Annotated in this window: 13 protein-coding genes and 1 pseudogene; 8 read left to right on the top strand and 6 right to left on the bottom strand. The window is 40.1% G+C overall.

The genetic code is table 11. The annotated features are described in order from the left end of the window. Positions 1-400: adenosylhomocysteinase (locus ACEW80_RS09250; protein ID WP_373526297.1), on the top strand; the 400-nt coding region annotated here is incomplete at its 5' end. Positions 401-528: 128 nt separating this feature from the next. Then, positions 529-606: pseudogene (locus ACEW80_RS09245) on the top strand (element excision factor XisH family protein); the annotation flags it as partial. A gap of 391 nt (positions 607-997) precedes the next feature. Here ACEW80_RS09245 and ACEW80_RS09240 read toward each other — a convergent pair. Then, complete coding sequence (locus ACEW80_RS09240; RefSeq protein WP_373526296.1) at positions 998-2263, bottom strand: bifunctional sterol desaturase/short chain dehydrogenase; 1266 nt, start codon at positions 2261-2263, stop codon at positions 998-1000. A gap of 471 nt (positions 2264-2734) precedes the next feature. Between ACEW80_RS09240 and ACEW80_RS09235 the strand changes: the two genes are divergently transcribed. From ACEW80_RS09235 to ACEW80_RS09220, 4 genes are all read left to right on the top strand, one after another. Then, a complete protein-coding gene (locus ACEW80_RS09235) occupies positions 2735-3052 on the top strand; it encodes a hypothetical protein (protein ID WP_373526295.1) in 318 nt (105 codons plus the stop codon). After that, positions 3049-3411, top strand: a complete 363-nt coding sequence (locus tag ACEW80_RS09230) for an aspartyl protease (protein WP_373526294.1) — start codon at positions 3049-3051, stop codon at positions 3409-3411. Before ACEW80_RS09235 ends, ACEW80_RS09230 begins: the two co-directional genes overlap by 4 nt. 239 nt (positions 3412-3650) lie before the next feature. Further along, positions 3651-3917 carry a type II toxin-antitoxin system ParD family antitoxin gene (locus ACEW80_RS09225; protein ID WP_373526293.1) on the top strand — a complete coding sequence of 89 codons (267 nt, stop codon included), beginning with the start codon at positions 3651-3653 and terminating at the stop codon, positions 3915-3917. Beyond that, a complete protein-coding gene (locus ACEW80_RS09220; protein WP_373526292.1) occupies positions 3914-4216 on the top strand; it encodes a type II toxin-antitoxin system RelE/ParE family toxin in 303 nt (100 codons plus the stop codon). Before ACEW80_RS09225 ends, ACEW80_RS09220 begins: the two co-directional genes overlap by 4 nt. Positions 4217-4389: 173 nt before the next feature. Here the strand turns inward: ACEW80_RS09220 and ACEW80_RS09215 are convergent, their stop codons facing one another. The 3 genes from ACEW80_RS09215 to ACEW80_RS09205 are packed head-to-tail and all read right to left on the bottom strand — an operon-like array spanning position 4390 to position 8370. Beyond that, entirely contained in the window at positions 4390-5877 is a 1488-nt protein-coding gene (locus ACEW80_RS09215) for a DUF1802 family protein (RefSeq protein WP_373526291.1), read from the bottom strand. Position 5878: 1 nt separating this feature from the next. Continuing rightward, a complete protein-coding gene (locus ACEW80_RS09210; protein ID WP_373526290.1) occupies positions 5879-7696 on the bottom strand; it encodes a hypothetical protein in 1818 nt (605 codons plus the stop codon). Between the two features lie 20 nt (positions 7697-7716). Next, positions 7717-8370, bottom strand: a complete 654-nt coding sequence (locus ACEW80_RS09205; protein ID WP_373526289.1) for a hypothetical protein — start codon at positions 8368-8370, stop codon at positions 7717-7719. 331 nt (positions 8371-8701) lie between these two features. On the opposite strand from ACEW80_RS09205, the gene ACEW80_RS09200 reads away from it, so the two are divergent. Both ACEW80_RS09200 and ACEW80_RS09195 read left to right on the top strand, forming a co-directional pair. Continuing rightward, positions 8702-9193: a hypothetical protein gene (locus ACEW80_RS09200; RefSeq protein ID WP_373526288.1), complete on the top strand. Its 492-nt coding sequence runs from the start codon at positions 8702-8704 to the stop codon at positions 9191-9193. A gap of 94 nt (positions 9194-9287) precedes the next feature. Beyond that, positions 9288-9620 (top strand): translation initiation factor, encoded by a 333-nt coding sequence (locus tag ACEW80_RS09195; protein ID WP_373526287.1) that lies wholly within the window; start codon positions 9288-9290, stop codon positions 9618-9620. A gap of 102 nt (positions 9621-9722) precedes the next feature. Here the strand turns inward: ACEW80_RS09195 and ACEW80_RS09190 are convergent, their stop codons facing one another. Further along, the gene (locus tag ACEW80_RS09190) at positions 9723-11009 is read right to left on the bottom strand and encodes a glutamyl-tRNA reductase (protein ID WP_373526286.1); all 1287 of its coding nucleotides are present in this window, start codon (positions 11007-11009) and stop codon (positions 9723-9725) included. 240 nt (positions 11010-11249) lie between these two features. Further along, positions 11250-11714, bottom strand: a 465-nt coding sequence (locus ACEW80_RS09185) for a fructose-bisphosphatase class II (protein ID WP_373526285.1), incomplete at its 5' end; no start/stop codon positions are given.

Below are 11714 nucleotides of genomic sequence, written 5' to 3'. Positions count from 1 at the left end.
TGGTGCGATCGTTTGTAACTCCGGTCACTTTGACTTGGAACTTGATTTGAAATACTTGGCTGCTAATGCTAAGGAAGTCAAAGAAGTTCGTCCTTTTACTGAAGAGTATAAGTTGAAAAATGGTAAATCAGTTGTCGTTCTGGGACAAGGACGCTTGATTAACCTAGCTGCGGCTGAAGGACACCCAAGCGCAGTTATGGATATGAGTTTTGCAAACCAAGCTTTGGCTTGTGAATTCCTGGTGAAGAATAAAGGTAAGTTGGAACCTGGTTTGCACTCAATTCCTGTTGAAGTTGATCAAGAAATTGCTCGGTTGAAGTTGCAGGCTATTGGAATTACGATTGATAGTTTGACAGCAGATCAAATTGAGTACATCAATTCTTGGACAAGTGGAACTTGATACTTTGATTAGTTGATTTTTTGGGGGATAGGCGTTTTGCTTATCCCTTTTTTTTGTGTTTCTCTCGCAGAGATGCAGAGGCGCAGAGAGAGCATATAATAGGATGGAGGGTGTTAGTGTAAGTTTGTATGTCAGCAAAAGATTTTTTTCATGATGCTGTTAAGTTAGCTTTAGAGAAAGATGGTTGGTTAATTACTGATGATCCTTAACAGGAGATAGTATTATGGAAAAATTAGATTATCAGGAATTAGTGAAAAGAATCATCTATAAATATGCAAATGAGCAACCCCAGGAAAGGTAATAATTGCTCAAAATCTGGAATAAAATAGCATTTCCACTTTAAAAGTGCATAAAAGTATGCTTTTTTAAACATTAAACAATCAGCACTCACTCGGAGCGATGCCTGCGGTGGTCACTGAGCTTGCCGTACCCTTCTCCTATCGGAGACGCTACGCGCAGGGGATCTTGCTACGCGCAGCGTCTGTCTGCGACACGCTGCGCGAACGTAGAGAAGTGCGGGCTACGCCTACGCAAAGCTACACGCACTCAGGGGCAATTCATGAATTGCTCCTACCTGAAAATCATTCTTTTCGGCTATTATTTGGGTAAGTCCTGTTCACTTTTCGCTGTTCGGCTGAAGACTTGATAGTATAGCCACCTACTAGTTTCTTTTAAGGGAAACAGCAGATAAGTAAGAGGATTTATCGTCACAATAATATTTCGGAAGTCTCGCCTTACCAAAAATAAGATAGCACGAGCAACTTGTTGTGCAGACATCACTCCATAAGGATTCAGTTGACTCTTAAACGGGCCAAGAATTAACTTGCGAATTACACAATTCCCGTCCAAACGCTTGAGTGTAACAATATCTCCTAGCGATCGCTTGCTGAGTTCATAAAGCGGACTCAGTGCTGGAGACACTTCAGCCTCAGAAGTGTTAACCCAAATTTCCTTTGTTGCTTTTGCTTGTGGCCCTGTTACAGTTGCCGAAAATATATCCATCAACCTCAATGCTGAAAAAGTATTCACCTCATAGGAGGAGTTGATGGCCTCCGGTGTGCGGCTGGTGTAGACATTGATTCCGTGGTTGATAATTAAAATATCTACTTTTTCTAAACTATCCTTCAGATTAGCTTCATTGCCCAACTGCCAGGGAACCACCTTCACCCCAGCTTGCTCTACTAATTTTTCTGGATTAGTGGTTAATGCCACAACTTTAGCATTATTCTTTACAAGTTCAGCCGTCAACGCTTGCCCCAAGGCTCCTGATGCTCCAGTTAAAGCGATGGTTTTCCCCTTGAGAGACAGTCCTGTGCCCAGAATTTTATCCACTAAAGGAAAGACACCACTGTAGTAAGCGTTGACATCATCAAAATGATGCCGCCAATGGTAAGAACGATTCACCCACCAAATGGATGGAATTGTCTCTAAAGGTCCAGGTAAGTGGTTGTAGTCTGTATCAATTTTTCCCTGAAAATATCGCACAGACGCGCCATACAAGAAGGTGCAAGCATAAGCTACCCCCAGCCATAACCCCATTTGCTGGATAATTAAGGCAATGACTACCAATACCACCAGTAGTAAACTAGACTCTAAAATGTCGTGATAGAGTTGGGATTCTTGATAAACTTTTAGAGAAACTATTGATAAATCGCGGCGATAGGCCATGTGGTGCTTGTTGTGCCATTTAGCAAGCCAATCGACTTGATGACACAAAACATGGTAACTGTCTCTCAAGACTTCAGCGAGTAAAAGCGAAAAAAGTCCCCAACTAGCAAACTGTAAGCTGGCATTTAGCCAAACCCAATTAATTTGTAATCTTGCCTCAATTCCAATCAAGTTTTCAGATAGCATTTTTATCATGTTTGTCCATACTCGTTTTTATTAATCATTCTTCATGATCTGATAAAGGTGCGTTAAGGTCGAGTCTAGAACAAACAAAAATCAAAATAGGCAATGGCGTTGCTGATTACAAAGTATGAATTTAGCCTCACGCAAAGGCAAGGCAGCACGTTAGGCGGGTTCCCCGACTTGTACCCCTACGGAGAAGCAACTGCCGTGTAAAGGCAAGAGTTTCAAACACTCGATTCTAGAGATTCAGCAATGCCAAAAATCTTAATTAGTACACGACTCTGCTGTAGTTTGAACTTTTACTTCTAACTGATTACCGCATATCCAATCAGAGTTTACGACAAATATCGACAACAGCCAACTAGCTTTAACGATGACTTATGCAGTTGCCATTAACATATTATCTCTCCAAAAGCTAGTCAAAATTTATCAGAGCACAGTAAGATAAAGTTAAGGCAGCATTAACAAATGTGGCTAATTACTATGACTGAATCAACTGCAAAACAACCTGCACGTCGAGGTAGAATCTTTCCAGAACGCACTTTACCACCTGAAGAACTTGCTAGACGCAAAGCTGAAGATGAGGCATTTTATCAGCGCTGTCGAGCAATTTTTGAGCGCGTGCGTCATGATTTGATTCAGGAACACTATGGCTGGTATATTGCTGTGGAGCCAAATAGTGATGATTACTTGATTGATGCAGATAAAATGCAAGCTCATAAAAAAGCTCTAGAAAAGTACCAAAATACTGACCACTGTGTTTTTTGTTTGAATGAAACGGGAACAACTGGCACAATATGATTCAGGGTAAATTTGGGGAAAAGGGGCAACTATTTTTTGAAATTGACTTAATAACTTGTGATGGATTGAATTTGCCTGTGGATACCATGTTAGATACTGGGCTCACAGGATTTATAGCAATTAATAAACAAGATTTAAATAGTCTTGACTGGGCTTACAGCGGGGATGAAGTTCTGCGAACTGCACAGGGAGAAATTATATTTGATAGGTATTTAGATAAGGTGCTATTGGATGTACAGGAGTATGAGATTCCTGTTTATGCAGGTGATGAAATTACAGAAGTTTTGTTAGGTTCACAATGGGTAAAAATTCTGCCGTTGGTGACAAACTATCAGGCTGATATATTGACTTTGGGATAACTGCGATGTCTACGGCTGGCTACGCCTACGCACTTCAGTTATTTTGAAACTAACCGCCAAATTGCAGAGAACACAGAGGTAAGAAAAGAGAGATATTTTGCTATTTTTGGTTAATAGGGAAATCGCGGAGAAAGTAAAAGCGATGCCTACGGCTGGCTACGCCTACGCTTTTCAAATTGTCTGATTTTAAATGTTATTACAATCAGGTTACAGATGTCAATCAACTGCAAGTGTAAATCATGAATATCCAAATAAAACCTGAATTAGAGCAAATTATCCAAGCCCAAATTGCTACAGGTAGATACGCGAATCCTGAAGAAGTGATTAGTAAAGCATTGAAGTTGCTATTAGAGTGGGAAAAAGGTTATCAGCAGTGGGTTGAAGAAACACGCGAAAAAGTTGAGGTTGCTATTGATCAACTGGATAGAGGGGAAGGTATTGATGGGGAAGTTGTAGTTGAACAATTGCGAGAAAAGCTGCGTAAAGCGAGAGAATTACAAGGATGAACCAACATATTATCTCTCCAAAAGCCAGTCAGGATTTATCAGAAATTATTGATTATTTTGTCAGGATAAATATTGATGCTGGGGAGCATTTTGTTGAAAAGTTTGATAAAAAGTGTAAATATTTAGCTAATTCCCCCAATATGGGACGCAGCTACGGAAATATTAAACCTGATTTGCGCGGTGTTCCTTTGGATAATTACATTATTCTTTATCGAGTTATAAATAGTGGAATTGAAATTGTCCGTGTAGTTAGTGGTTATCAAAATTTGGAATCTTTATTTGCAGAATCAGATGAGTAAGTTGGTGTTTTAGTTTACTTCTAATTATCTCATAGGTTATTTTAAGTTCATTGATCAATTGGCCCGAAAGTAAAAGCGATGCCTACATCTGGCTACACCTACGCACTTCAGTTATTTTGAAACTAATCGCCAAAGTGCAGGGAACACAGAGGTAAGAAAAGAGATATATTTTGCTATTTTTGGTTAATAGGTAAATCACGGAGAAAGTAAAAGCGATCGCTATTCCAATTACTACCTTTTATTCGTCCTAAATAGCCTGTTAAAGGTGAAGAAAGCTCTATTAGTAAATCGTGAACATCTTCATCATTTAGCTTGAGCTTATGAGTGGCATTATAATGAACACGAGTTTCTGTAACTGTGAAACCGTGATGTGTAGCTTTTGAACTTTGGTTATCTTGTTCAGAGAGTTCTTTGACTACTGTAATAATGTGCGATCGCAGACTTATCTCTGTATAAACTTGGTCAATATATTTTTCTACTTCCTCGTCAGATTGACCTGCTTTTAAATATTCTTTAAGCTTAAATAAGTCTACTGAGTTGCGCTGGTTGCTTTGCAACTTGACTAACTTCTCAAGCGTTTCTGGTTTAATGATAGCCATACCTTGTATTTTTGCAGCGTCTTGTAGTTGGGTTGTTGGTTCACCAGGGCCAATAATTAATTTAGCAGCCTGATCAAAAAGGTCTGGTCGGCGTAGCATTCCCAAATTCAATAGTTGCACTGCGGTATCATTGCGAATCTTTCTACCTGCTTTGCATTCACCAAATAATGGGTATGGTTTGGAACAAAATAAATCTAAACCACCTGCACCGCCTTTGTGAGTATAGTCAATCGTAAATCCCAGAAGTTCTAGGCTATCACGCACTATATTTTCAAAATCTGTACCAGCTTGATAATTAGTTTTTTCCTCATCTTCTTCTTTGCTCCGATTACCTAATGATGCGATATCATTTATCCAGTCCCGATTTTGATCTAGTTTTTCGCTAGATGCTTCACTAGTCCATCCCAAAAAATTTTTAATGTCGTAATTTAACTGTTGAGCATCTAGATTGTTTTGTGCCATCTGCTCACATTGAAACTGCAAATTTTCTATATCTGTATATGGATACAAATCTCCTGTTAACAATAAGGTTTTACGCCTAACAAAACTAGCATTAGAAACTATCGGGGTATCATTTTCACTTGTATTATTTATTAAGTCTTCAGGTTTATTCCAGTAAAATGCACTAGGATAAACTGGTGTGTTAACTACAGATAAAGTAGACAAATGGTAAACTCGCAATATCAATAATTTCAGAACTTGATACTGTTCAAAAATATGTTCCAAAGCACTCAATTGCCAAATTGTCGATTCTGCAATTTTAGATAAAAGCTGCTTTTGATCATGATTAATATGCCAGTGAAGTTCACAACGTGCCCAAGCTTTAATATGAATAGGATATGTTGTATGTTGATCTGAACAAATTTTAGCTTTTGCTAAATATTCAGGCTGATAATATTGTTCTAGACTGAGATTATGCGGTAGCTTTTGACCTGGATATAGCCAGAATACTTTGCCTTCTTTTTGAAATTGATTGAAAGGTACTACAATTAACTTGCCTAGAGTCAACATTTCTACGTCAAAAGCTGGAATTTGAATTCCATTAATTATGGTAATGCTCATATTACACAGGCGCACTTAGGATTTCACAAATGAGTAGGTTATCAGCAACTAGTCTTAAATCTTTAACAAAATGAGTTACTTCTTCTTTGTCAAAACCGTAGTTTTCAGCTTGAGTATAAATTGCTTCAATTGCTACTAAAGGTCTAATTTCATCCTTGTTGAAAACAACTACTTCACCTCCTTTTTGCTTTTCAAGCTGGTCTTTAAGTTGGTTTCCAACTTTCCAATTTTTCGGTACAGAAGTAGAACGGACTAGACATCCACGGGTAATCCCGTGTTTGTTATAGTCTAGCAGTCTCGCCATTACTGCATTAAATGTTTTACCATTTGTGGCTTCAGATACTCTAATCCCAATCTTGACATTACGCTGATGTAAAGAGTCATATCCTGAAATAGTCAAATGTAAATCATGTGATGCATCAGAAATTTTATCAACTTTAGTAATCACTACGTTTTCTGTACCTCCATCAGGAATCATTTTCATCCCACAGGTGATGATTGCTGCCAACTTATCATCATCTTTGATTGGGATATCAATTTGGTTGTTCAGCAATTCGTTATATTTTTCTAAAAATTCTTTCTTTTTTTTATCTTCAGTATTTGGTGGTAGAGGGATCACACCCTTTTCAAACTCTTCAGCACACCATTTCATTAGTGAACGTACACCAGCGGATTCACTCGCAACATTCCTTATTTCATTTTCCTTAAAAGGATATAAATTCGGATAGTCAAGAGAATTAAGATTGTTGTGCTTATAGAACCAATCTAATCGGAGTTTGACAAGCTCTATCATCTGTTCCCCAGTCGGTGGTTTGGCGGTAACTGACCTTTGACCAACCCGATCTGGAATACCACTTCCCATCTGCTCAATTTCTCTCCATGTATCGCTGATAACGCAACAGATGAGAATCACATTACTGCATTGAAAGTAAATTTTATCAATGCATTTAGCGATAATTTGAGATCCACTGTCTCCAGAATCACTGTCATTTCCAGCATAATCTATCTGGTCAAAGCAAATCAGCACAGGTAATGATGCTATTTCAGCTAATTTACATATCTGCTGAATAATCCAGATAGATTTATCTTCTTGTTGCTCAATCTGAAATTCGGGTAATCCTAATTTTTTTATCTCAGGATGATCTTCACCTTTAATCCATGCAAAGGCAATTTGAGCAGATTTTACACTTTTCAATAGCAAAAATAGTAGCGCCCTCAAAAAATCGGAGTCAATTCCAGGTTGCTCTTCTAATATTGCTTCGACTAATTCATCGAAAAAGCTTAGTAGTGTATCTTTGTTTTGACTTGCAATAATATACTTTTTCAGTTCATTAGGAGAATCACATCTTTGAATGTATTGACTATATTTATACTTCAATTCAGGTTCTTTTAAACTTTTAATTGCTGCTGCGGCAAGTTTCTGCCATTGGGTAACACCTTGAATGTCTTGATGGTTGAAGCTATCTGCTAAATAAAAGCGTACATGAGAGTTGATGCGTTTTGGGTTAGTACAAGGACCGATATAAGCAAAGATAGATCCTCCTTCTTGTGCAATGTTTTTCCATATCCGGTGAATGACATGGCTTTTTCCAGTACCTCTATCACCTTTGACAGCAATACCAATCTTGTTGGAATATTTTTTGCGAATCTCAAAGATTGCATCAGATATTCTTTCGTCAATATGTTGATTCAAGCTAGGTAAATCAGTCATAACCTCACCCCAAACCTCATCAGCTGATATGACTGATTTCAGCGTGAAAGGATTAGGACATTGCTTGCGTGCTTCGTCAAATATTCTATACAAATCTGTAGTTGACATGATTATTTTCTACCTTGTTCTTAAGATGGTTTACTAGCGAAAAACAGAAGACCTCGAATATCACTGTTGATTGAGTTTCTCTTCTGTTCTTCTGTGGCTCCGCGAGCTTCTCCACTCTGGAGATAAAACAACTGCTCACTCTGCATAGCCATCATCCAGTTGTTGAAGTTGTCAAGGCTTACTCGCTTCCCTAATGTCTGACGCAAATGCCATATCGGCACAAGACCGCTGTAGCTGCTGGTAGTGTTTAGCGTATCAAACAAGTCAAGAATCTCTGACTTAAACTCGTCGTAAGATGCGATCGCACTTTTCCCATTAACGAGTACATCTGCACCAGCTACCGCAACATCAATCTGACTAATCCACTTCACCAACGCATTCGCTGCCCAAGTACCGACAATCGTCCCTTCAAACTTAAAATCGCCACTTCTCAAACCCTCACCCAATACCTCTAAACCTTTGTCAGATGTCAATGAGTATCCCTTTTTGGAAATTGCGATCGCACCCTGACTCTGTAATTCCTCGAATATACTCTGATAATCTGCTACCTTCTGGCTTTTAGATACAATTCGCTTAGTCAATTGACCCTTCTTAACTTCCTGCTGTGTTCCTCCCAAATCCCACAAAGCCAAAAGCAGACGAGTTCTAGTTTGGACTGTATTTTGTGATATCATATTGAGTGTATTTTTTGACAGTATATTTCGTAGCGGCTGTATCTTTCTAATTGATTTACCCCAAAAAAATAACCGAGAAATTGCTGAATACTTCTCAGTCTCAGCTAAAGTGATTAATAAAAAATCAACAATATATTTCCTAAGGATGAAAGCAGTTTCTCTCAAAGGCAGGATGGAATACCTGAGAAAATCGATCATGATATATAAAAGTTGTAGCTGATGCAGTTGTAAATTCAGTGGTATATGTTTTTTCAGTACGAAATAACAGGAATTCCAACTTTGTTTTTGCAACAGCAAGGCTTTTAGCAAATACAGGTGATGAAGAAATCCAATGAACACAATATTTAAAGAAAGTAAAATAGTTTCGCGTCTATTTGCAGTACTGCTTTCAGCATTGCTAATGGTTCCCTTGCTGAGTAGCTGCGGAGGCGGTTCTCGTACTGCTACACCGCCACCTGTTGACGATACCATTGGTAGAACAGTGAGCAATCGCAACACTACAAACCAACCCGAAGCTAAAAAGGGAATGGGTACAGGGCAAAAAGTTGCACTTCTAGCAGGAGCCGCAGCACTTTACTATATGTACAACCAACATCAGAATGCTTCAAAAGAAGGAGCGGAAGGTAAGTATTATCTTTCCAAGAACGGGCGTGTATACTACCGTGATGCTGAAAAGCGCGCTCACTGGGTAACTCCACCAAAAGAAGGAATTCGAGTGCCAGAATCTCAAGCACAAAAATATCAGCAATTCCAAGGCTATAACGGGAGTTCCACAGGTCGCGATCTCACTGGCATAACTTCATCCGCAGCTCCAGCAATCTAGATCAGCGAAGCGTGTGTAAATCTAAAGCGGGTTTCCCGGAGGATAACGCCGATCGCGCACGTCAGAAACACGAACTTAAATCAGGAGACAGATCATGGTAGATGACTTTTTGCGAAAGGCGAAGGATTTCCTCACAGGATCGAACAGCGATCAATCTGAAGACGCCGAATTCCGTGATCGCAATGTCCGTCCAGCCAGCGAAGATCCCTACGGTGATCCCGCAGACTCGGCATCTTACGGCAACCTTACCCCAGCCAGTCAAGACCCCTACGGCGACCCCGCAGATATCGCTTCTTCTTACGGCAATGTTCGCCCAGCGAGTGAAGACCCTTACGGCGACCCCGCAGATCAAGGCGAGTTTGGTAACGTCCGCCCAGCCAGCGAAGACCCCTACGGCGATCCCGCAGATCAGGATTCCCGCCGTTAACGCCAAACTAATGTTGTGATGTTGGTTTTCTGCCTCCTGCCTTCTTCACCAATATTTTCATCCCCGACTTTTGGTTAAAAGTCGGGGATATTGTTGTTCAGTTTAGCTAAACTGCTCCTCTGCATCCAGGTTGAACAGCATTTGCAGAGTTTGCATACAGCGCCGTCTGGCTTCAACATCTTGCTGCGATCGCAATTGCACCATCGGGTCATGTAAAATTTTATTGACAATTCCCCGTGTTAATGCTTCAATCACCTCTTGATGTTTTTCCGCAAATTCCGAACCCAATCTCGACAAAGCTTTTTCTAATTCTTGTTCGCGGATGGTTTCGACTTTATTTCGCAGACAGCTAATAGTAGAGACAGTTTCTAGACTACGCCACCAAATATCAAAAGCTTCCACTTCTTCCTCTAAAAGTCGCTCTGCTTCCTGTGCAATCTTCCGACGGCTTTCGTAGTTTTGCGCTACTACAGCCTTCAAATCATCCACATTAAATGCCTGCACATTTGCCAATTCATTTACATCCGCATGAACATTGCGCGGCACAGAAATATCAAATAACATCAGAGAGCGCTGAACTTCTAGAACCATTTCCAACTTAGCGCGATCAAGTATTGGCTCTGTCGCCGAAGTACTGGTAAACACCAAATCGCTATCGGCAATCACGGTCATCATTTCCGATAGCGTGTGAATTTGGATCGGTTGTTCGGGGAACTGCTTCGCTAATTCTTGAGCGCGATCGCGAGAGCGATTTACAATACTAATCTGCACAGCACCTTTAGAAAGTAGGTGCTGCACCAACAACCGCGACATTTTACCAGCACCCAGAATTACGACTCGGCAAGCAGCTAAATTTGCCACCTTGATCTGCGCTAACTCCACAGCTGCCGAACTGATAGAGACAGCGCCAGTGCCAATACTAGTTTCAGTCCGAACCCGCTTCCCAGCTGTCAGCGCTTGTTTAAATAATCGATTTAAAATGGTTTTTATACCGTTATATTGCTGTCCTAATTTGTGAGTAGTCTTCACCTGAGCCAGAATTTGACCTTCTCCAAGTACCAGACTATCTAAACCACCTGCTACCCGCATAATATGCATTACTGCATCATCATGCAGCAACATAAACAGGTGTTGGCGCAGAGAAAGCACGGGCAATTTGCTGTATTCTGCCAGAAACTGAGTTACTTCTCGGATACCTTGATCTATTTCACTGGTAACAATGTAGATTTCCAAGCGGTTACAAGTGCTAAGAATTGCAACTTCGCTAATATTAGGATAGCTGGCCAGATGAGCGATCGCACTTTCAATTTGTGGTTCTGGAATACTCAGTTTTTCCCGGACTTCTACTGGGGCTGTTTTATGGCTTAACCCCACCACTGCTATATTCATTTGCTAAATTGTAGTTACTAGTTTGTAGTTGGAAATAAGATATTGAATCAGAATAGGGAATGGGGAATTTTTGTTTATTGGTTGTTAGTTTTTCCCAGCAACAAACAATAATTAATCACTAACTACTAACTATTAACTACTGTAAGGGTGAAGCATTTTGGTGAGTATTTTTCAGTTTCATAGAAAGATTTCTTTCCAAATGCTTCGCCCTTACTTTTACCATTCCCCATTCCCTAAAAATTACTTCAGTTGGAGAGTCTTCGGTTCATTAAACATATGAATTGTATCAACAAATCGAGCAGTTTTCGACTGGTTAGAAATTACCAAGCTTTCAGTTCTTGCTCCGCCCTTGAAGAAACGCACGCCTTCCATGAGATTACCAGTGGTAATGCCGCAACCAGCAAACAGAATAGTTTTACCAGATGCCAGTTCATGTGCATCATAGACCTTATCGGGGTCATTGATATTCATAGACTTTAAGCGATCGATATTGGCTTGTTTGCTTTCTCCAATCAGACCTGTTTTTACTACTTCTGGATCGTAGATTAGTTGACCTTGGAAGTGTCCACCCATAGCACGCATTGCGGCTGCGGAAATTACACCTTCAGGAGCAGCACCGATACCCATCAGCGCGTGGATATCAGTTCCAGCAAAACCACAGGATATGGCTGCACCCACATCACCATCTGAAATTAGGGCGACTCT

The organism is Nostoc sp. (assembly GCF_041747015.1).
GTDB lineage: Bacteria > Cyanobacteriota > Cyanobacteriia > Cyanobacteriales > Nostocaceae > Nostoc.
This window is presented reverse-complemented; position numbering and strand designations above follow the sequence as displayed.

Coding starts and splice junctions, on each gene's coding strand:
- ACEW80_RS09240 (WP_373526296.1), bottom strand. CDS start 2,263: ATGATAAAAATGCTATCTGAAAACTTGATTGGAATTGAGGCAAGATTA.
- ACEW80_RS09235 (WP_373526295.1), top strand. CDS start 2,735: ATGACTGAATCAACTGCAAAACAACCTGCACGTCGAGGTAGAATCTTT.
- ACEW80_RS09230 (WP_373526294.1), top strand. CDS start 3,049: ATGATTCAGGGTAAATTTGGGGAAAAGGGGCAACTATTTTTTGAAATT.
- ACEW80_RS09225 (WP_373526293.1), top strand. CDS start 3,651: ATGAATATCCAAATAAAACCTGAATTAGAGCAAATTATCCAAGCCCAA.
- ACEW80_RS09220 (WP_373526292.1), top strand. CDS start 3,914: ATGAACCAACATATTATCTCTCCAAAAGCCAGTCAGGATTTATCAGAA.
- ACEW80_RS09215 (WP_373526291.1), bottom strand. CDS start 5,877: ATGAGCATTACCATAATTAATGGAATTCAAATTCCAGCTTTTGACGTA.
- ACEW80_RS09210 (WP_373526290.1), bottom strand. CDS start 7,696: ATGTCAACTACAGATTTGTATAGAATATTTGACGAAGCACGCAAGCAA.
- ACEW80_RS09205 (WP_373526289.1), bottom strand. CDS start 8,370: ATGATATCACAAAATACAGTCCAAACTAGAACTCGTCTGCTTTTGGCT.
- ACEW80_RS09200 (WP_373526288.1), top strand. CDS start 8,702: ATGAACACAATATTTAAAGAAAGTAAAATAGTTTCGCGTCTATTTGCA.
- ACEW80_RS09195 (WP_373526287.1), top strand. CDS start 9,288: ATGGTAGATGACTTTTTGCGAAAGGCGAAGGATTTCCTCACAGGATCG.
- ACEW80_RS09190 (WP_373526286.1), bottom strand. CDS start 11,009: ATGAATATAGCAGTGGTGGGGTTAAGCCATAAAACAGCCCCAGTAGAA.